Origin of the sequence: Adhaeribacter soli (assembly GCF_008727925.1) — a bacterium.
Lineage (GTDB): Bacteria > Bacteroidota > Bacteroidia > Cytophagales > Hymenobacteraceae > Adhaeribacter_A > Adhaeribacter_A soli.
The window spans coordinates 139,176-158,502 of record NZ_VTWT01000014.1; the positions used below are offsets into that span (position 1 = coordinate 139,176).

At 41.1% G+C, this 19,327-nt stretch carries 19 protein-coding genes and 1 tRNA gene; 4 read left to right on the forward strand and 16 right to left on the reverse strand.

What is annotated here, in order from left to right:
* Positions 1–59 precede the first annotated feature (59 nt).
* From F0P94_RS19205 to F0P94_RS19215, 3 genes are all read right to left on the reverse strand, one after another.
* A complete protein-coding gene (locus tag F0P94_RS19205; protein WP_191907111.1) occupies positions 60–848 on the reverse strand; it encodes a rhomboid family intramembrane serine protease in 789 nt (262 codons plus the stop codon).
* Between the two features lie 77 nt (positions 849–925).
* On the reverse strand, positions 926–1,639 hold the full coding sequence (locus F0P94_RS19210) for a hypothetical protein (protein ID WP_150906130.1): 714 nt from the start codon (positions 1,637–1,639) through the stop codon (positions 926–928).
* 102 nt (positions 1,640–1,741) lie between these two features.
* A complete protein-coding gene (locus F0P94_RS19215) occupies positions 1,742–2,335 on the reverse strand; it encodes a histidine phosphatase family protein (protein ID WP_150906132.1) in 594 nt (197 codons plus the stop codon).
* Positions 2,336–2,634: 299 nt separating this feature from the next.
* On the opposite strand from F0P94_RS19215, the gene F0P94_RS19220 reads away from it, so the two are divergent.
* The 3 genes from F0P94_RS19220 to F0P94_RS19230 all read left to right on the forward strand — a co-directional run bounded on the left by F0P94_RS19220 (position 2,635) and on the right by F0P94_RS19230 (position 4,112).
* Positions 2,635–3,495 carry a 3-hydroxyacyl-CoA dehydrogenase NAD-binding domain-containing protein gene (locus F0P94_RS19220; protein WP_150906171.1) on the forward strand — a complete coding sequence of 287 codons (861 nt, stop codon included), beginning with the start codon at positions 2,635–2,637 and terminating at the stop codon, positions 3,493–3,495.
* Positions 3,479–3,907 carry a QcrA and Rieske domain-containing protein gene (locus tag F0P94_RS19225; RefSeq protein WP_150906134.1) on the forward strand — a complete coding sequence of 143 codons (429 nt, stop codon included), beginning with the start codon at positions 3,479–3,481 and terminating at the stop codon, positions 3,905–3,907. Before F0P94_RS19220 ends, F0P94_RS19225 begins: the two co-directional genes overlap by 17 nt.
* A gap of 131 nt (positions 3,908–4,038) precedes the next feature.
* Positions 4,039–4,112: transfer RNA gene (locus tag F0P94_RS19230), tRNA-Asn, on the forward strand.
* Here the strand turns inward: F0P94_RS19230 and F0P94_RS19235 are convergent.
* The 13 genes from F0P94_RS19235 to F0P94_RS19290 all read right to left on the reverse strand — a co-directional run bounded on the left by F0P94_RS19235 (position 4,078) and on the right by F0P94_RS19290 (position 18,455).
* Positions 4,078–5,628 (reverse strand): recombinase family protein, encoded by a 1,551-nt coding sequence (locus F0P94_RS19235; protein WP_150906136.1) that lies wholly within the window; start codon positions 5,626–5,628, stop codon positions 4,078–4,080. The two genes, F0P94_RS19230 and F0P94_RS19235, sit on opposite strands and share 35 nt — an antisense overlap.
* Positions 5,629–5,872: 244 nt before the next feature.
* On the reverse strand, positions 5,873–6,706 hold the full coding sequence (locus tag F0P94_RS19240) for a hypothetical protein (protein ID WP_150906138.1): 834 nt from the start codon (positions 6,704–6,706) through the stop codon (positions 5,873–5,875).
* A 10-nt stretch (positions 6,707–6,716) separates the two neighbouring features.
* Positions 6,717–6,920 (reverse strand): hypothetical protein, encoded by a 204-nt coding sequence (locus tag F0P94_RS19790; RefSeq protein WP_191907112.1) that lies wholly within the window; start codon positions 6,918–6,920, stop codon positions 6,717–6,719.
* A 2-nt stretch (positions 6,921–6,922) separates the two neighbouring features.
* A complete protein-coding gene (locus F0P94_RS19245) occupies positions 6,923–7,405 on the reverse strand; it encodes a hypothetical protein (protein ID WP_150906139.1) in 483 nt (160 codons plus the stop codon).
* Between the two features lie 44 nt (positions 7,406–7,449).
* Positions 7,450–8,052, reverse strand: a complete 603-nt coding sequence (locus F0P94_RS19250) for a helix-turn-helix domain-containing protein (RefSeq protein ID WP_150906141.1) — start codon at positions 8,050–8,052, stop codon at positions 7,450–7,452.
* A 611-nt stretch (positions 8,053–8,663) separates the two neighbouring features.
* The gene (locus F0P94_RS19255; protein WP_150906143.1) at positions 8,664–8,960 is read right to left on the reverse strand and encodes a hypothetical protein; all 297 of its coding nucleotides are present in this window, start codon (positions 8,958–8,960) and stop codon (positions 8,664–8,666) included.
* Positions 8,961–9,100: 140 nt separating this feature from the next.
* Positions 9,101–11,104: an NACHT domain-containing protein gene (locus F0P94_RS19260; protein ID WP_150906145.1), complete on the reverse strand. Its 2,004-nt coding sequence runs from the start codon at positions 11,102–11,104 to the stop codon at positions 9,101–9,103.
* 131 nt (positions 11,105–11,235) lie between these two features.
* Positions 11,236–11,697: a hypothetical protein gene (locus F0P94_RS19265; RefSeq protein WP_150906147.1), complete on the reverse strand. Its 462-nt coding sequence runs from the start codon at positions 11,695–11,697 to the stop codon at positions 11,236–11,238.
* A 47-nt stretch (positions 11,698–11,744) separates the two neighbouring features.
* A complete protein-coding gene (locus F0P94_RS19270) occupies positions 11,745–12,734 on the reverse strand; it encodes a hypothetical protein (protein ID WP_150906149.1) in 990 nt (329 codons plus the stop codon).
* A 255-nt stretch (positions 12,735–12,989) separates the two neighbouring features.
* Complete coding sequence (locus F0P94_RS19275; protein ID WP_150906151.1) at positions 12,990–13,226, reverse strand: hypothetical protein; 237 nt, start codon at positions 13,224–13,226, stop codon at positions 12,990–12,992.
* A 3-nt stretch (positions 13,227–13,229) separates the two neighbouring features.
* Positions 13,230–14,150 (reverse strand): STM4504/CBY_0614 family protein, encoded by a 921-nt coding sequence (locus F0P94_RS19280; RefSeq protein WP_150906153.1) that lies wholly within the window; start codon positions 14,148–14,150, stop codon positions 13,230–13,232.
* 5 nt (positions 14,151–14,155) lie between these two features.
* Entirely contained in the window at positions 14,156–14,512 is a 357-nt protein-coding gene (locus F0P94_RS19285) for a hypothetical protein (protein ID WP_150906155.1), read from the reverse strand.
* 556 nt (positions 14,513–15,068) lie between these two features.
* Positions 15,069–18,455: an SNF2-related protein gene (locus F0P94_RS19290; protein WP_150906157.1), complete on the reverse strand. Its 3,387-nt coding sequence runs from the start codon at positions 18,453–18,455 to the stop codon at positions 15,069–15,071.
* Positions 18,456–18,897: 442 nt separating this feature from the next.
* Here F0P94_RS19290 and F0P94_RS19295 point away from each other — a divergent pair.
* Positions 18,898–19,327: GEVED domain-containing protein (locus F0P94_RS19295; protein ID WP_225307297.1), on the forward strand; the 430-nt coding region annotated here is incomplete at its 3' end.

Consider the following 19,327-nt stretch of genomic DNA (forward strand, 5'->3'; position numbering starts at 1 on the left):
CCTTTCGCCTGATCGCTTTTAGTCCAAGCGAATGAATTTCATATTCCCGTTCATTTACATTAATTACCAAAATACCGGAAAGCATCATCTGCCTTCTCCAGCCCCGACTCCGGTTTTTCTTCAGGCTTACCGGGCACGAACGTATAACGCACCACTATTTGCGGCTGGCCGGTAAAAGAGGCATTTATATGGGGTGGTTGGGTAATGGCTTCCGGTTCTTCCGGCTCAGGAGCTAGCTCGGGCTCCGCCGGCACGACATCGGTATGGCGGAAAACGAAGGCAAAAATGAGCCCAGCAATACCACCCGCCAAATGCGATTCCCACGACACTCTTTCTTCGGTGGGGAAAATTCCGTAGAGCATGCTGCCGTACAAAAAAGAAATAACCAGCGAGTAAGCTACGGCGCTGCGGTCGCGGCGAAACATGCCCCCAAAGAAAATAAAACTGGCCAGGCTGTAAACAATGCCGCTGGCGCCAATATGATAAGCAGGCCGCGCCATGAGCCAGGCCAGAATACCGGTGCTAAAAAACAGGCACACCCAGATCCGTCCGGAAGAAAGCGGGAACATAAAAACCATAATGGCCGAAAGCAGGATCAGGGAAAAGGTATTGGAAAGCAGGTGCGCCCAATCGCCGTGCAGGAAGGGCGCCGTTAAAACTCCCAGCAAACCGTGGAGCCGGCGCGGATATAAGCCGTAACTCCCCAGATCCAGATCGAGAAAAAAAGCAGGCACGAAAACGAGCCACATGAGCCCGGCAAAGAGCAGACCCGGCAAAAAACTGCGGCGCAACCGGTTGCTTTCTTCCTGTATGGAACCTGGTAAAAAACGGGACTTTGCTGCAGCCAAGGCGAATACTTTTAAAGTTGAAAACCCTACCATTTTCCGGCAGCCGCCACCCCCTAAAAGATTGCTTGTACCGGAATTTATTCCGGTAGCAGTAATTGTACCTTACTTCCTTTCAGAGTAAGCTGGTCAATTTGTCCGATTTTTGAAGCCGTGGTTGTCATAAAGCCCATGATAACGTCGGAACCTGGCTCGGTAAAAATGCCCTGGTGTTTCTTCGAAAAAAAGCCCAGAATAATCACGTTGGCATCGGAGAGGGTATAATTGGTTTGCGGCCGTTTTTTATTGCCGCTTTTATTTTTCTTTTCCAGGTACGAAACGTGGTAATCGAGTTCATGAAAAGTCCCGGTTAACATAAAGGGGAAAGGTTTGCTGGTATCCAGGCCGCGTTTTACAGCCAATGCTTCCAGGTATTTTCCCAAAGAATGCTTGGTAACTACGCTATCATCGGGCAGTTCTGCTGCCTGCCAGTCGCGCACATGGGTATAAACCAGGTGCGAGGCATATATATCATAGGTCATCCGGATGCGGTTGCGGCCGGCCGCATTTACCTTGGAGGCATAAGGCCGGCCATCTATGATCAGGATCTCGCCGGAATTGCCTCTTAACCCCCCTAACCCGTAAAGGCGACGGTGCGGGTTTATGGTATCGAGGTAAATATGGGCACTGGTATCGCCTGCTTCAACCACATCCTGCATTGCCCCGGCATACCGCACAACCGGCAGCGTTTGAGGCTCGCGCTTACTGCAGGCCCACACCGAAAACAGCAACCCTAGAAAAAACAAATACTTCATAAACCAGTTCAGCATTACTCCACCCCCCAAACTGGAAAAAAGCCCGAAGGGTTGTGTTTCCGACAGAATTGTTATTCCGGGGAATCTTGCCTTCTCTTTTGTTCAGGTATTCCCGGCCGGCAACCGGGCATCAACAGCCTTTACCAGTTCGGTTACTCCCAGGTAGGCGTTACCGTCGTGCCGTACTACCTGCCAGCCCAGTTTCTTCAGGGCCTGCCGGATAAACGCGTTCAGAAAACCATGCGCCACCAGCACCACCACTCCCTCCTGTTCGGCTTTCAGAGCCAAGGTTTGGGCACAACGCCGCGCCCTTTCCCTGGCCTGCCCGAACGTTTCGATGCCCTTATCATTCAGCCCCAACAACCATAGCAAGCGGGCACCCGTGAGCCAGACCTCGATCGGAAAACGAAACAAAGGGAGGCGCAAGATCTTTCGTTCGAACTCATTAAAATCAACATTTTCAACCAGTTCAGCATCCTCGCCAAAAAGCAACCTGGCGGTTTGCTTCGCCCGGGGCAACGCGCTGCAATAAACTTTAACCAGCTGCTCGGGCAAACCGGCCGGACGCTGAAACCGGGTTTGTACCAGCCCGGCGGCATCGTAGTCGGTCAGAAATTTACAAGCCTCCCCCGCATTGAAATACCCGCTCCTTTCCACATCGGGCTCGTAATGCCGCACCAGGAAAATACGCAACATGCCAGCTGAAGCCTCCAAGCTATTCCTTTATTGGTTCTACAAATTTGAACGGATTAAGTTCTGAGGGGTTGGTTTAACGTGAAAATTTGAAGATTTGAAAATGAGGGAATTATTTGACTTGTACCCTTTAATGGTAAGAGTACATTTCAGTGCTTTTAAATTAACGGAGCCTGGCGTTTGCATTCTTTCGGCCTTTCATCTCCCCATTTCCAAATTCTCAAATCTTCAAATTTACAAATTTACTTTCCGTATTTTTACCCCGCACTTTTTTGCTTTAAACCTATACCCTTCCGGATATGATCTCATTTGAAAATATTAAGACCATTGGCGTAGTAGGCGCCGGCACCATGGGCCAGGGCATTGCCCAGATCTGCGCCCAGGCGGGCTACAATACCATCCTGTTCGACATAAATGCTCCCGTGCTGGAGAAAGCTCAGAAAACCACTGAAAGCAACCTGAGCAAAGCCGTGGAGCGCGGTAAACTCTCGGAAGAAGGAAAAACGGCTGCGTTGGCAAAGCTGCAGTTTACCGGCAACATGACCGATGTTCTGGCCGACCTTATAATAGAAGCCGTAGTGGAGCGTTTAGAAGTAAAACACAGCATTTTTCAGGAACTGGCCATGCTGAACGGCTCCGAAACCATTCTGGCTTCCAATACTTCCTCTATTCCTATTACCCGGATCGCGGCGAAAATCACGAACCCGGGCCGCGTAGTGGGCATGCACTTTTTTAATCCGGCGCACATTATGAAGCTGGTAGAAGTAATTTCGGGGGTTGCCACCTTGCCGGAAGTAGCCGAAACGGTATATAAACTGGCTGAAGAACTGGAGAAAGTGGCTGTGCACGCTGCCGATGCCCCAGGCTTTATTGTAAACCGAGTAGCGCGCCACTTTTACGTAGAGGGGCTTAAAATTCTGGAAGAGCAGGTAGCCGACCACGAAACGATCGATAAACTGATGCAAAGCAGCGGCTTTAAAATGGGACCGTTCCAACTGATGGACCTGATCGGGGTAGACACGAATTTTTCGGTTACTTCTTCCATGTTCGAGGCTTTTCATTACGACCCGAAGTTCCGGCCGAACCGTATACAACAGCAGAAGGTGGAAGCCGGGCACCATGGCCGCAAAACCGGCAAAGGATTTTATGATTACACGAGTTAAGACTTTTTTACTTCTTTTAGTACCGTTTCTGGCCGCCTGCTCCAAAGATTCGGAGCAGCGGCCGCAATACCTTCCGGAGGTAATTGTAAACGAACAGATAAACCTGACAAACCAGCAATACAATTCGCTACAAAGGGATTACGGTTTTGTCTCCATTCCGGGCGGCATCCGGGGCATTATAATCGTGCGGCACAGCGCCAACCGCTACCTGGCCTTCGAACGGAACTGCACCTACCAGCCTTACGACAGCTGCGCCACCGTAAAGGTAGACCAGTCAAGTTTGTTTCTGAGCGACCCCTGCTGCGGCTCACGCTTCGATTTTGAAGGCGGAATAATCTCCGGTCCGGCCGCTTACCCGCTGAAGCAATACGCTACTTCGCTTTCGGGGAATATGCTTTACATTTCGAACTAAATTTTTCAGCCTGATTTTCAGAAATTTGCAAAAAACTTAAAAATTTTTCAGGCCGGCACTTGCACAGAATAAAAAAAGCCTGTAATATTGCATCACAATTCAGCAGCACAACAGCAAACTGAAACGTAAATTCCTCCTTAGCTCAGTCGGTTAGAGCACATGACTGTTAATCATGGGGTCCTTGGTTCGAGCCCAAGAGGGGGAGCCCTGTAGTACAAGCCACTCTCCGGAGTGGCTTTTGCTTTTTTAAGCCCTTCTAACTCGTTGGTTCTCAGCATAATTACCTTAAAGAATTCATTGGGCTGGGTGGTTCGATATGAACTTTCTTTAAAAATCAATTTTTGAGGAAATATCGAACCAACTATTTTTTGCTTCACTTCCGGGCTGGAATAGCGGTAAAAGGTTCGAAGTTGCCCAATAAGGGTTATACCGAATTTAAAGTACTTCTGGAAGCTGGAATCAGTGTTTTGGAGCTCATCTTTTTTCCGAAGCAGATTTTCTACTTGCTCATTGTACCTGGCTTTATTTGTAAGGTAAGCGCCTCTGTCAATCAGATCATCGATAAACTTGTCTTCTAAGCTCTGCAAACGTTCCTGATATTTCTTAACCTCTGATTCTATAGCCTGAACTTCCTTCTCCATCTCATTTTCATCTCCTTCAGCTCTTTCCTCAACAATCTTAATAAAAAGCTCCTTCACTTCATCAGGGGGATTAAAGCTGGATAAATAATTCAAAAAGCTTACTTCAGCCTCATCTGCCCGGAAGCGCTCTTTACATCCATGCTGGCAATGGTAGTAATAGTACTTTATTTTAGCTCTGCCTACTGATCCGCTACCGGTCAGACCATTCCCGCACCTTGGGCAAATCAGATAGCCACGTAAAGGAAGGTTCTCATTGATGCAGCTTTTCTTCGGCGCTTTCCGCTTTCTGCCTGCCAGGGCATCCTGAACCTGGTAAAATAACTCTTCACCTACTAAAGGCGCGTGCTGCCCATTTACAATTTCCTCTGGCTCATCTTTAAAAGCTTCAATCCGAATTCTACCGATATAAATAGGGTTGCGGAGGATATTGTAAAACTGGTTCTTGGAACAAACAAAGCCTCGTTTTCTTAGGGCGAACCTGATCTGCTCAGTAGAGCTTAATCCTTTCGCTACTTCTTCAAATCCGGATATTACAAACTGAGCATCTGAATTAGGCACAAGCACCGGCCTTCCTCTTTCCTTTACAAAAGAGTAACCTTTCGGTGGTGTACCAACCCAACGCCCCTCCCTTTTCGCCTGCCGCATGCCTCGCTTGGTATTCAAACCCCTTCTTTCGTTTTCAACCTGAGGCAGTAGCATATTCAGAAAGAAAGGAATTAAATTTTCCGGCTGATCCAGGTTAACATCATTCTCGAGCGTTTTAAAAGTTATTCCGAACGACTTCAAAACCTTAATCATGGCAAGCGACTCTTCCACATTCCTGGAAAAACGGTCCATCCGAACGCAAAGGAAAAGATCCGGTTTAATTTCTTTGGCTTTAACAGCGCTTAGAAACTCCTTAAATTTCGGCCGGTTGAAGTTTTTAGCAGAATGATCGTCCTGATAATGTGCTTCAATTTCAATATTGTTTTCCCGGCAATACCTCCTAAGCCTGATTTCCTGGTCTTTAAGACTAAAACCTCTTTCAGCCTGATCGTCGGTGGATACCCTCGTATAAATTACAGCCTTTCTCTGTGCCATGCTGCATTACTTGTTTAAAATTCTGATAATCAATTTCGGCTAACTGGTATAATAACTTACGGATTCCTTTTACTTGTTCCTCGGTATATACCCGACCATTTTTTTCTAAAATTTGTTTGCATTCCTGAATAGAAAGCATTTTTAACTAAAAAGGACTCCCCTCCGCTTTTGCAGTCAGTTCGTCTATTGAAGTTTGCCCGGTTTTTTACCATAGCTTAAAGTTATTTGAAATGTAATTATACTGTTACCGGCACCTTGTTCTTCGGTACAGCTCAAAAGGCATCAAAGAACTTTGCATTCCATCCAGCACCAATCTGCCAAAATTCTGCTTCACCTCTTTGCGCATGTATTCAGCCTCACCATCGGTAACCGTTCCTACTTCCTTGGTAACAATATCCCAAACGTGCTTACTTCCTGGCTCAGGCTTTTCAACCAGTACACTGGTATTCTGCGGTTGTCTGATAGCGTTGAGAACTTCTGCTTCAGCTGTGGTTACCTCCGCTAAGAAAGTGGCAAGGGCAGGGACATTTGCTTTACCTATCAGTTCAACCAGCAACCGATATAGAGAGAAAGAAACCACAGGGCCATTCATAGTTCTCTGATCTGTTTCAACCAGGTTATGGCTATAAAGCAATCGTCCATCCTGGTTGAATTGCAGCTTAGTGTCTCTTTTATCTTTCAGAAGTTCAAGGATGATTAAATCCAAAAGAAAGAATGAGGTTATATTTTGCGTTGCATGATCCAGGGAAGTAACTACCTGACCATCGGTAAGGAAGGAATTAAAGCTCTCTTCTGATTCATAATACCAGACTTCTCTCATTATTCTTTGATTGAAAGAAGAAATTACCTTTTCACTAAAGTTACAGCTCTTAAGGCCATGCACCATTTTTAGCCAAGCAGCCTCAGAAAGCGTTAAGAGTACTCCTTCCTTAAGCTGATTGGGCCAAGGCATAAGATCCTCCTTCACCAGCTGCTGATACTCCAGCCATCTTAAACCAACTTGATCCAAAGGAATAGACCGCTCTAGAATTGATTTCAAAAGCTGATCCGGATTTGTCTTCAGACTTATGTTTAGCATAGCTATCCAGTTAGTAGATCAGATTAATTTTCTGCCGATTCTGCCCCTTCGCACTTTTTGCTTTTTGGTAAAGGCACCAGCAAATCAGTAGTACCCCAGCTAAAAGAAATAGAAAGAACAGCCATCGGGCATCAGATGAAACTTCACTGCCTTTATTTTGAAAAGGCAATGCCGGGCTATTGGGCCATTGAATAGGAATTAAGTCGCCGTGCATAATTATTTATTTAAAGGTTTGATAAAAACGGTATCGTTTTCGACATAAAAGCTCATGTTCAGAATGCAGAAATACTCTCTATCTTTTAAGCCTTTATGGGTTATGTAATGAAAATCAAAACCCTCCTGCTCCAGCTTCGATTTAGCTATAGAGCCTGCTGAGGAATATTTACTTAGCAGATCCCGGTTACGCTGGAGGATGCGGACTACCTGGTCATCCTGCCGGTAATCCGCCAGTTGTTTTTCTACATCCTTTAAATTCTGAGCCAGGCTGTTATTCTGCTGCTTTATGGTTTCCTTTGCCCGCAGCAGCAGGCTAACTTCTGCAGTTTGCTCTTGTGAATTCTGGTGGCAGGTGAGCAACAAATTCGCCCCATGCTGAGCCAGGCTAATCCCACGCAAAGCAGCTTCATCTCCAAGCTCTTTCTTCATCTGGGCACCTATCCGGAAGGTAACTGGCACCCCATACTTTTCTTCATTTTCCATATGTTTTATTAAATCATCTTTTTCTCTTTGACTTCTAACCTCAGTTAATATGTTACTATTTCGTCATCATCATCTTCAAGAGGTTGTGGCCCGTTCTTTATTCCTGTTAAAACCTTATCAACCATAGCTCCAATAGATTTTGCAATACTTTTGTGTACTGCATCTCTAAATGACTCAGTAAGGGGAAATTCTGGTCTCACATTTTCTGAATTGAGGATAAAGACCATTCCGGAGAGTTCACTAACAGCTTCAAGGGGGGTTTTAGGTAGTCGATCATCATTAAATGGATTTGCAGCCTTGCCTTCAATAATATCTTCAAATTGCTTTAAGGCGAAGGCAAGAAATGATTCTACTGCCAACTGCATCCGTTCGATTTGCTTTTCTTTTTCCAGAAGTGCCGCTTCCAAATCAACTGGCTGCTTCTCTTTTTTAATCTTATCCTGGGCCGACTCGAAGGAAGCAATTTCTTCTAAAGACATTTTAAAGTAGTCAGCAAAGATTTTCAGTTTTTCCGGCTTAAGGTTGACTGCTCCACTTTCTATGCGGCTTAGGTTAGCTTTTTTCATCCCCAGGACATCAGCAAGCTCGTCTTGGGTTAAGCCTTTGGACTTTCTAATTGCTTTTATTTGGCGATGTATTTCTTTCATGGCCCAAACATAAAAGAAAGATTATTACAAGCAAAACTTTAGTGGATATTTATTAAACTTTTAGATATAAATAAATACTAAAAAAAGATCTTGAGTCTGCACAACATAGCTGATACAAATTGTTTAGCTGGCGCTTCAATTTGTATCACCAGCAAAACAATTTGTTTCGACTGAAAATCAGAAACTTACATGTGACTCAAAAATAGCATCAACCTAAACTAATAGGTAGCCATCAAGACGGAATTGGACAACAAACAATCGTTAAAGGATTTGAAACTTATTATACAATATTTTGCTTTTGGAGAATTAAGCAAGCTGCGCGACTTGAATTCTCGATCCACAGCACAAAAATTTATTGTAACAGAAATTATTGTATCTAGCAGGTTAGTAAGATATGTTTGGCTTCCTTGATTAGGATCCTGATTATGTAGACGGGATACTTACATTCTTGGTATTCATTCATGCCAAAAGGAAAAAGGTCAATACTTAGAATGGTTTTGTTGTGTTCATAGAAACCACACAGGGTTTAATGTTTGTGCGTTAAGCTAGGATTGTTAGAACGGAAACTTTCTTGCCGGCATGAAATTTAACTTATTTTCAACTTTACTCAGCTAGGCTTCCACCCACTCCAGAATAGGCTTGATCGCCCGCTCCAGAGCTTCCGGTGCAGGCGGGTTCAGGTAATGCTCGAACGCAGCTTTCAATAACTTCTCGTTCGGGTCTTCTCCGGAGGTGTTTACGTATGCCAGCACCGCTTCGTAAGCGCTCTTGATGGCTTCTTTGGTAACTGGTTCCGGCAGATCGCTGAGGGTATTAAAAACAAATTCCAGTACGGCCTCCAGTTTATCGAGCTTGCCGTTTATGCGGAGGTAATAAGGTTCGCTGCCTTTAGCGCGTTCCTTCCGCACATCCCAGCCCTTTTCGCTTACCTTTTCACCGGTAGAGAGGGGGAGGCCATTAAAATGAAGAACCAGCCGAATCGGGAAGCGTCCTTCCTTTTCTCTGTCGCGGCGGAGGTATCGGGGAATTTACATTTTAAGTTAAAAATCTAAAAATCATTTAAGTCGTTAGCTTTCTTGTCATTAGCTAATTCGAGTTCTATTCTCCTAAGTTCAGCTTTAGCATCTGGATAAGAAAAATATGCATGTGCAAATGGACCTAATTCCATCAGCAAAGAATTGGTTTCTTCAAAATTTAGAATAGAATTAATAGGGTTTGTGGGGTCGTCATTTACTTCGTAAATCTGGTCTACTGGTAAATTAAAGTGAATTGGCCTTTCTTCGAAACCTGTATCTTTTATTTTTAAATATTTAAGGGTTGGTACTTTTACTACTATCTTGTGCAATAAATCTGATTTGAAGGAATTAATTACTAACGCATCAAGTTGGGTTAGATTAGATGGAAGAGGATAGTAATATCCGTTTTTCAGACCTTCGTTATAACCTTTAATTTTATTACTGGCAAAATCTTCAATTTCATCAGACGATAATGCAGAATTTTCTTTTGTGAATAAAACTTCAAGGTCATAAGTCAGTGTTCGCCTAATGTTTATTTCATCCTGTGGGATTTGAGAAATGTTGTTGTAAGAGGTCTCATAATGCCTAACAAAATCTTTTAAAAGCTGATAAATTATGACCTTTCTAAAGGTGATAAAATCTTGTTCAATATAAAAGTCAAGGATATTTAAGAAACCATCCTGCTTAGTTTCAAGGATCCAGTTTAATATATTTTCCTTTTTTGAGGAATATGTAATGAAGTCAGATGAGAAGAAATCCTGAATAGATTTATGCCCCCATTTGATTTTATGGCCTTCACGCTGAAATAATGGAACAGCTTTAAGTAAATCATCCAAAAAATCTTCAGCGTTAGTATTAATACCTGCGCATTTTCCTTTAGCAATATCTATTAAATCAAGTATTACTGATTCAGAATAAGAAACTGATCCTTTTCTGGCTGTATCAAATGCGAGTTGCCGTAATAAAATTCTAAATTGAAGTAAACTCAATTTGGACTTTTTAGGTCGGGTCCAGCCATTTTTAGATAAATCGTGCTTTTTATACAGAGCAGAATAGATTTCTTCATAGAAGGTTACCTTGTCGTCTGGAATATCTTTGTTAAATGCATACACACTATATAATAGCGATACCAAAAATGGATTTGCTAATAACTCATGTACTTGAGTTAGCCGTGTTTCTATATTCTTAATTAAGCTCTCTCCAACCTTTAAAGGGCTTACTTCATCATATTTTCTAATAAGGTTGAAAGCTTCTTGTAATCTTAAGGGCCTAATGTTAAACAGTTGAAAATCCCCGAACGCAGATAGGGCACCTTCAGGTCTGGAGGTCATGATAAACCAATTTTCATCGGTCCTATCAATGAACTTCCTTAAATCTTTTATAATAACTTCATTGTTCTCATACGGAAGTTCATCAAAGCCATCTAGAATAATAAGGAATTGGCCAAGTTCCAAGAATTTTACAATTAGGTCCCGATCAAAAATTTGATCTATGGGATTTAATTGGTCAAATATTTCATCAAGAATGGAGTGATTTACTGTTAAGTTTCTTAATTCTATAAGTATAGGAATGGCTAAGCTGCTTTCAAGAGTTTGTAAACAGATCCATTTTGTCAAAGTAGATTTGCCCATGCCAGCAGAATCAGATATAAGAATTTTCTGGAATGGGTCAATGTGTTCTTCTTTAAAGGAATCTAATCTTAATGTAACCTCAGAAATAGATCTTTTTCCTCTAGAATCTACTTTTTTGATTTTTGAATTAATTGATAAAGGCTCATAAATTTCTTGCAAATCGATCTGTAAACCTGGGAAGATTAAAATGTTTATTTGTTTTGCCTTTGAGTAAGTTCTTCCCAAATATTCTGCGAACTTATTTTCAAAAGTATTGTCAATTACTTTGTCTTTAATATCTTGTTTTTTAATCCAAGCTTTTAATCTCTCAATCTTTGGGGCAATCAATGCTGAAATAACTGGGTCTAAAATTGGTTTAGCAATTGTAAGAACATCTTTAATCCCTGTTGCTGTTGATTCGTCCATTCTAAGATTAGATTAATAAATTTTAAACTTTGATTCGATAATTATAGATTCTGAAGGGGAGTCATTTTTGAGTCCTTTTAAGACCAAAGCATGCTTAATAACTGTGAAGAATTTTATTAGGTATTTAATAATTACTTCTTTACAAACTGAAAATATATAGTTACAGCAGCACCAACAATCGTTATGATAGCTAATATAATATTAACCCAGTCAGATATTTTGTTCCTAAAAGGAGTGGCTTTCTCTTTTATCGCAGGGTTTACACTTGGAACGTTGAAGGAACGGTATAAATGAGAATTATCAGTAATAGTACTTGTATTCTGATTGCCATGATTGATGATCACATTCCGGCCTGACATATGCTGGCTTTTCTTCTCTTGGTCTTTAAGGTCGAAGAAACGCTCTATCCCAGTTTCTGCTGCTTTATAGCCTTCCCTTGTAAGTTCCGTGTAATAATCATCAGTTCCATAAAGCCTTAGCAGCCCTTCCGCAGCTAATAGTTTTCTTACTTTAAAAACTTCTAAACTGCAAACATCTTGCCCCTTGCTAAAATAAGATAGTTGATCGATATCTAATTGCTTATCTTTTTCCAATAGTAACTTTAGGAGAAAGTCGGATGCTTTTATTTGAGTTCTGGTCATTATTCCTTCTCCTTTTCTTTACCTCGTGCAGCTAAAAGTATTTCCTTTATTTTATCTAGTAGCCTTGGATCATGATCTTCCCCGGATCCAGGCAAGAAGGATGAGTTGCCACTAATATTCCAGTCCTTAAAAATTTCAACCAACTCACTTCGATTAACAGGCTCATTTGATGCCTTTAAAGCAAACTCACCAAAAGAAATAGCATGTCGCCTATCAGCTACCCTGCGTGATTCATTCATGTATTTACTAGCTAAATCCTTACTGTATTTTGAAACAGATACTGCTAAAAGTACAAGCACGATAGTTTTAAGTCCATAAAAAATAATGAGCCCGTAATTTTTTAAATCTACCCCTTTAAAAAACAACACTAAAGTAATTGCTAAAGGAATCAATACAGCGACTATGAGTGACCAAATCCCTAGACGATACCAACCTTTTGCAGATTGCTCTAATGTTTTTTCACGTACCGTAAGTTCTGTGCTAATAGGATGTAAATGGTCTGATACAGATTGCTTAATGGTTTCCTTGAATTCCTTTACTTTTTGCTCTTGAATATATTTGTCAAAAATATATTCTTCTATTTTCCTGCTTATTTGGTCTATAATAACCAAAAAATGGCCCTTCGTGAATTTAACTGGCGAGCCTTCAATGGGAATTGGATTGGGTAAAGAAAACTTGTTTGCTTTTGAATTTGGATAGCCTGTACTATCTACTAAACTAAGAATTAATTTGTAAGGGTATCTTAAGTAATATTTACCAAAAAATGATACTAACTTATAAAACTCAGGATTTTTTAAAACTGAAGGAGAAAATAAAAGGATAATAACCTCATAATCTTCCAGAGCAGCATCATTTATTGAATGCCTAAGGAGATTTATTGACCAGTTATGTGGTGGAATTTCTTTGGTAAAAGATTCAACTAATTCTTTAGCAAGAATGAAAAAGTCCTCATCATATATAATGAGAAGTTTAGAAGAGTCAATGCCCATTTTTAGTTTTTACAATTAAAATATCGAATTTTAAATTACCTACTTTTTTAACAAGTAGCAGTACCATTTTTATGTCCTTCCGGGCTTTAAATCTGTTTTATAGCTTTGATAAAAAACAAATCAATGCTGGTCAAGAAAAAAACAATAATCGACCTATATCCAACAATAGGAAAATAACCTTCTTTATTCTAGGAATACCAGTTTTCAAGGCAACCGAAGAAGATGTAAAAAATAGAAAGATGGCAGAGTACAAGCCTAGGCCTTCAATTCACGGACCTCAGACCGTAAGCTAGAAATTTGAGCTTGCAGTCTTTTTACTTCGTCTGTAAGTTCTTCAATCATACCGCCCAAAATGCGTACATTATTGAATGTTGGATCCATCTTGTCAATTAAGTTGGCATTCTGAACTCTTATTTTAAATGTTTCTTCAAAAACCTTGGTAAAGTTTTCTCTGGTGCTCTTTAACACATCTTCGTTTGTGATTTCTGACATGAACTATAGCGTTTTGTGTGCCTGGTAAGCGTCGGTGAATAGTTTAATTGAGGTGCCGGTTAAATGGAGCATGTAACTAGTGAAGTACTCAGGAATAACTTTCTGCTCTGCGCCAGCGCCATGTCCGCCATCTTTATTCCGGATGGTTGGAACTCCACTTTCTAAGGCTGAAATTAAGCTTGTATAATGCTGCTGGAGGTATTTTGGGATAAGCTCTTTTTCAAAGCAAATAGTTATAAGTTTTTTAGCTGTATCTCTAACTGGATCGAATTCCCACCCTTTTTTTGTTAGAATAATTTTTAGGGTAGACTCAAAGGCTTTCCCGCAATTAGTTAGGCAATCAGGGAAGTTGCCATGGCGAAAATGCTCAAAAGCCAACCTATACTCTTCATCTACTGCTTTAAAATCAGCATTGTGAATAAAATGAAGAACAGGCTTTACAATTTCAGCGTGTAAAATCTGTGAATCAATTTTAATTATTTCCTCATTAATAAATTCATAACCTAAACCATTTTGAGAAAAGCGACTATTAATCTTATCAATTCCTTCTTGAGCTTTTGCAGGGACTGTACTGTAAAAATTTGTCTCAAAATGCCAATTGGCCGCCCAATAAATTTCTCTACAGCAAATTTCAATTACATCTAATACTAATGTAATTTCTTCTAAGCTATCAAGATATTGTTCGATCCTATCAGATGTGTCCTCCAGGTATCCAGCACTAGGAAGAGATTTTAAGCCGTGATAATCAAGGATTTGATGGTAAATGTTTGAGAAAAACTTATTGCTTGAGCCGCTAAAATCAGTGCTATACAGAAATCCCTTAACAATTTTGATGAATTGGTTTTTGAATTTCTGAGGAATAGGTTCATAAGAATAAACATCAATAGCTGGTTTATTTCTTAGAGAATAAGGTACATACTCCATTTCCCTTACTTCCTCCCTTTAAGCTTACCTTCTAACAACTCCAACACCTTTCCGGCCACGGCTTCTGCCTTGTTGGATCTAATGCCATGTAGATCGAACCGGGCCAGGGAGCTGGAGGCATCGCCGTTTTTCTCCGTTATTTTTAAAAGATCTTCATTCAGCGGATTAAAAGCGCCTTTAGGTAAAGTATCCAGGATAGTGAAAGGAATGGTTAGATCTACGGTTTTAGAATCTGATGAAGAGGAGCCGACCAGGTAAAGAATTTTAAAACCTTCGTCGCTTTTAATCCAATTAAGTTCATAATCCTTGGTGCCAATGGTACCGCTTTCCGCTTTATAGTAAATGGTATAAGTTTTTTCCATAGTGGGTAATAGAAGCTGGTTTGGCTAAGTTGATTAAAGCAAAGCCGGACTTTAAATTAGCAATGTGCTAATATCATAACATTAAAGCAAAATGCCCTAATATTATAGTATTTAACTGTATTTTTTTTCAGCACCTCAATCATTTGCTCCCTGGAAGCCAGCAACTCTCCTGGCCAAACTTCTCCGCCTCATTGAAAACATATTTGCGGCTTTAATTACATTTTGCAGCATCATATAGTAACCAATGTACAATATGCTAAACCTTGAGGAAATAAAAAAGGACCTGTTCCAAGTCAATTACCAACAGTTAAGAGAAATGGTATTGAAAACGCGTGAAAAACCGTAGCGATTAGCTGGCCTTCGGTAAAGTTGGCTAAATAGAAATTGTCGTTACCAACTCTTACAAGTCTTCCCGATGATGGCACGGGAACTTATGTGACAAACAGCACACTGCGGTATAAAGCAATAGGTAGCTCATTTGGCTCATAATTAGAGACTGCAGGTTAATCCCAAGACAAAAGATATATTTAAACACCCCTCTTAAAAATTAATTTATTCAATTAGAATCGATTAAACAACCACTAGGAACAGCCAAAATACAAGCCGCAACTTGCTCCCACTCCGCACCCTTATTTGGTAAATGATCTAATAATGCCTGTATTTGTTCTTGAGGAATTAAAGTGTTTTTAGCAGGAATGTCAGAAAAACTGAACAACTTATTCGATTTAGGATTCCGTCTCTCCTGCTTATCCTGCAGCTCATGCAAATGGGGTCTTAACAGGTCAACCCATTGCTGAGCGCATAAATAAGGATCAGTTGCTCCGGCTACATTATTTAAGGGATCGGGCATTTTTTGGAGCAATTGGTAAGCAACGCTTTTATGCTCTTCTGAAACATCTTTCCTACTAGTGATACTTTGCAGAATTTGTCTACCTTTCTTTAATGCTCTTTCTTTAAGTGGCGGCAGGTGCTGCAACTGATGTGCCTGCATCGAAATGAGGTACTTATTCATTAAACTCTGAACACTTTCCCACCATTCAGGCCTCCACTCATCTAAAGTATACCAGTCTTCCAAAATCCGCATTTTCAATGTAAGAAAGCAGCAAATTTCTTCCAGGGCAGTTTCTATCCTGTAGCCTTCAACACTTTCCTGCAAAAGGTACCACCTTGGGGGTAAATCGTCAGTCGCTTTAAGTGCTACAAAAAGCCATCCTCTCTCATCTTGAGCAATGCTTAATTTGGTACGTACCCGCACATCCTGTTTTTTCAGGTTATCATAATCTTCCGGAGTAATAATGCCGCTTCCTCGCATAAATAAGGTCCTTACTGGTTTAAACGCATCCGAAGAAGCATCAATGGCATTTTCTTCTCGAAGATGCTTCCGGTAAGAATTCATAAAATCAGCCCCTTCAGCCGGCAGGTCCCGCTCCTCTATTTCCTGGTGTAATAAATCTTCTGGAATTGAAATATTAGAACCATAAACGAAGCGAGCTGCATAATTGGCTTTAAACAGCCTTAAGTCCTTTCTTAGCGTAAACGGCGACTTATCTCCGGGCCATAGAATCTTAACTTTTTCAAACGGGCTATTCAAGCGGTCAATACGACCAATCCGTTGCTCCGCTAACCGCAGAACTGAAGGCATATCCAACATAAGCACCACATTCGCGCGGGGTAAATTTATTCCTTCAGACATTGAATCCGACAACAAAGCCAGGTGTTTATCAGTGCTGGTTGATTTAAACCCAAACTCATCTAAAACTTTCTTCTGAGAGCTACTATTTCTGGGCACATGGCAAATAAATTGGTTATTTAACCGGTTAAGGAATTTATCTTGCAGATAGTCTAAGGTAATTAGGGTTGAATCAAAAGCCAGGACATGAGTATTGGCTTGCATAAGTTGGTGTAGCATTTCAGCCTTGCCTTTCTCCCGATCATCCGACATAGCTACTGCCAACTCCATAATCTCAGAATATAATTTCAGCTCTTCATCAACTGCCTTTTGATACAAAGTCAGATCCGCCAACCACGGATACTTAGTTAGTGCATCACTTTTCAGATCAGTTTCCGGCAGGATATCTCTACCCTCCTTCAGGACACGGATCATATCCCCTGTGTTCATTTTCTTAGATCGCTGAAAAGCTAGTCTTCTAGCGGCTTCGTCTGTTCCTGCAATATGCTCAACGAGCGCCGCTCTTGAGGAGCGAAGTAATGCCCGGATCTTATACTTCGCAATTGCCTTTGCCGCACCCGTTCTATTTGCTACATATTGTTCATCGGTTTGATCTCTTTTGCGGTATTTTTTCTTGAATAGTTTCTGCAGAAACACCAACCCTTTTAGATTATCAGCACATTTCAAAATTTGCTCAGCTTTACTTATATCTTCTGGTCTGCAATCTGTTTTATAAATTTCATTTTCCTTCTCAGGATACCGGCAGTTCTTATCCGGGCAATACTGATGAGCCACTGGATTAGCATCTAGGTAGGTATTTATTTGCTCTTTAGTCAGTCTGACAATCAGGTGTTTTAGATAATCCCGCAAGAGAATTAAATCCTGATCATTATAATTATCCAGATTCTTTCGCAAACGATTAAAAGCTTCTAATTGATTATCAGGCAGCACATCTACACCTAAAATTTCAACTATTCTTACCAAGTCTTTAGGCTTTTTACTTAAAGGAGTAGCTGTAGAAAGAATAAGATAATCAGCTCTGTGCCTTCTTATTTGGCGGGTACGGTTAGTATCAGGATTTAAAAACCGATGTGCTTCATCTATTACCAGAACATTGGCCTGCCGGAGTCTCTCCACTGCCCGTTCCCGATTCTCATCACTTCCCCCGCTAATAGCACCATCAGAAAAAGCGTGCCGGGGAATAAAACGGATTGCATCTGCTTCATGCTGCCAGGATTGCACTACTAGCTTTGGACATATTGTTTCAATTCTGGACCTAAACATATGCCCTTTTCTCCAGAGCCAATGCGTTAGAATAAGGCCTAAAGTAGAAATAAGCTTGGTTTTCCCAGAACCGGTAGGATCTGCAATTAAAACACAATGGTGTTGTTGAAGGGTTTGTAGTGCCTGGTTAATACCCTCCTTCTGAGTTGGCCACAACGAAAGTTTTCCTAAATAATCCTGCAGCTCACTTACCTTTTTATACCAAGGCCGCTCCAATAATTCTGCAATTGCACGGGCAAGTGTTTCCTGCCATCTGGTTAATTTAAGTTGTTGTTTAAGGAGGGCTACTAAAACATCATTACAAGGTTTAGCCTCATAAAAGAAGAATTGGGCCAGCTGTTTAAATGCTTCATACTGGCTAGCTTCTATTGATGTTCCAAACCGACTAACTCTGACATTTGCCTCAGGCTGTTGCGTTAAGCCACTTGTTGAAAAATTTGAGGACCCCAATGTTGCAAATGAATCGCCAACATAAATTTTGGCGTGGAGCCGGTCTAGGAATCTTGCTTCTACAACATCGCTCTCCAAAAGTTTGATTAACCTGAATAAATTACTCCAATTCTGAATAGAAAAACCTTCTTCCAGTAAAGCAGCCTCTTCCTCAAACGTTGGAAGGTCGGCATTTCGGGGTTTGGTTAATTGCTTTCGAGGCTCAAACCCAAAAGCCAATTTTATTTTTTTTCTTTTCTCCCAACCAGAGCGGGCTCCCAAGAACTTTACTAAATATCCCAACGAGGAGAATCCAGTAACAATCCAAGGCTCTCCCGAATCTTGTAAGTCTGGTTCTACGACTTTACCAACTTTTAAATCAGATCGCTTGCGATTTATAGGAAACCTCTCTTGATCCGGAAGTTCTTGTGGCTGGTCAAATAAGGAACCTGTACAGCTTGCAACCTCTTTCGTTGATTTTTTCCGATTGCTAGCCATGCAGATAATTTTGGGGAAGATTTCGACAAGTAACTTTAACGCCCATAATACAAATAAACCCATTGTTAAACAATAGATTTATTTGTATTATTTATTTTTTTACTACTCAAGTAATTTATAAAGGCAGCCTCTCAAACCTCTTTTCTAATGTTAACGCTAGCCCCTAAAAGAACTATTGAACTAAGTCTTTTAATATTTTCATCAACTGCATTCCTTGCTTTTTTTCTTTTTTAGACAAGCCTCCCGCGTCCAATTTGCATCAATGCAGCTCAAATACGGCTATACCCCCAACAATATAAGCAGCTAGATTCTAGGTTAGACCTACCGAGCGTGAGTTGCTGATTATAAATTTAGTGGTCCTCCTGCCGTTAATTTTCAGACTTCTACTGATCACAAAAAGGAATAAATTAAAGAAAAGTATTTGGCTTCCAATATCTCTAGTTGCATGCCAAAATAAATTAATATATTAGCTACAAAATATTGTTATTCAGGAAAGCTCATTCCGATGAAATTCTATTTTCTCTTATTTCTAAGCTTATTTAGTCAATTAAGTTTTGCCCAGTGCCCGGTAGCCAATAGCTGCACGCCTGGCATTGCTCCGGCCGGCAATCATATCTTTGGCATGGGAATCCTGAGCGTAACGGTAGGCAGCGGACCAAACGGCTTTAGCCATACGACCAGCGGCGTTACCGATGGCTACCAGGATTATTCCTGCACCAAAAGGGCTACGGTTTCTGAAGGAGTTCCTACTGCTATTTCCGTTACAACGAATCCGAATGTAAATGAAAATGTGCGGGTGTGGGTGGATCTGAACAACAACGGCACTTTTGAGGCGGCTACGGAGTTACTGTTCTCTTCTACTAATGCCATAAACCATACCGGCACGTTCACCATTCCAGTCTCGGCTTCGGTGGTAAAAAACCAGGTGCTGCGGA

Excerpts from the sequence above, each read along its gene's own strand:
- F0P94_RS19210 (WP_150906130.1), bottom strand. The coding sequence starts at position 1,639 with ATGAAGTATTTGTTTTTTCTAGGGTTGCTGTTTTCGGTGTGGGCCTGC.
- F0P94_RS19215 (WP_150906132.1), bottom strand. The coding sequence starts at position 2,335 with ATGTTGCGTATTTTCCTGGTGCGGCATTACGAGCCCGATGTGGAAAGG.
- F0P94_RS19225 (WP_150906134.1), top strand. The coding sequence starts at position 3,479 with ATGATTACACGAGTTAAGACTTTTTTACTTCTTTTAGTACCGTTTCTG.
- F0P94_RS19235 (WP_150906136.1), bottom strand. The coding sequence starts at position 5,628 with ATGGCACAGAGAAAGGCTGTAATTTATACGAGGGTATCCACCGACGAT.
- F0P94_RS19240 (WP_150906138.1), bottom strand. The coding sequence starts at position 6,706 with ATGCTAAACATAAGTCTGAAGACAAATCCGGATCAGCTTTTGAAATCA.
- F0P94_RS19790 (WP_191907112.1), bottom strand. The coding sequence starts at position 6,920 with ATGCACGGCGACTTAATTCCTATTCAATGGCCCAATAGCCCGGCATTG.
- F0P94_RS19245 (WP_150906139.1), bottom strand. The coding sequence starts at position 7,405 with ATGGAAAATGAAGAAAAGTATGGGGTGCCAGTTACCTTCCGGATAGGT.
- F0P94_RS19250 (WP_150906141.1), bottom strand. The coding sequence starts at position 8,052 with ATGAAAGAAATACATCGCCAAATAAAAGCAATTAGAAAGTCCAAAGGC.
- F0P94_RS19260 (WP_150906145.1), bottom strand. The coding sequence starts at position 11,104 with ATGGACGAATCAACAGCAACAGGGATTAAAGATGTTCTTACAATTGCT.
- F0P94_RS19270 (WP_150906149.1), bottom strand. The coding sequence starts at position 12,734 with ATGGGCATTGACTCTTCTAAACTTCTCATTATATATGATGAGGACTTT.
- F0P94_RS19275 (WP_150906151.1), bottom strand. The coding sequence starts at position 13,226 with ATGTCAGAAATCACAAACGAAGATGTGTTAAAGAGCACCAGAGAAAAC.
- F0P94_RS19280 (WP_150906153.1), bottom strand. The coding sequence starts at position 14,150 with ATGGAGTATGTACCTTATTCTCTAAGAAATAAACCAGCTATTGATGTT.
- F0P94_RS19285 (WP_150906155.1), bottom strand. The coding sequence starts at position 14,512 with ATGGAAAAAACTTATACCATTTACTATAAAGCGGAAAGCGGTACCATT.
- F0P94_RS19290 (WP_150906157.1), bottom strand. The coding sequence starts at position 18,455 with ATGGGTTTATTTGTATTATGGGCGTTAAAGTTACTTGTCGAAATCTTC.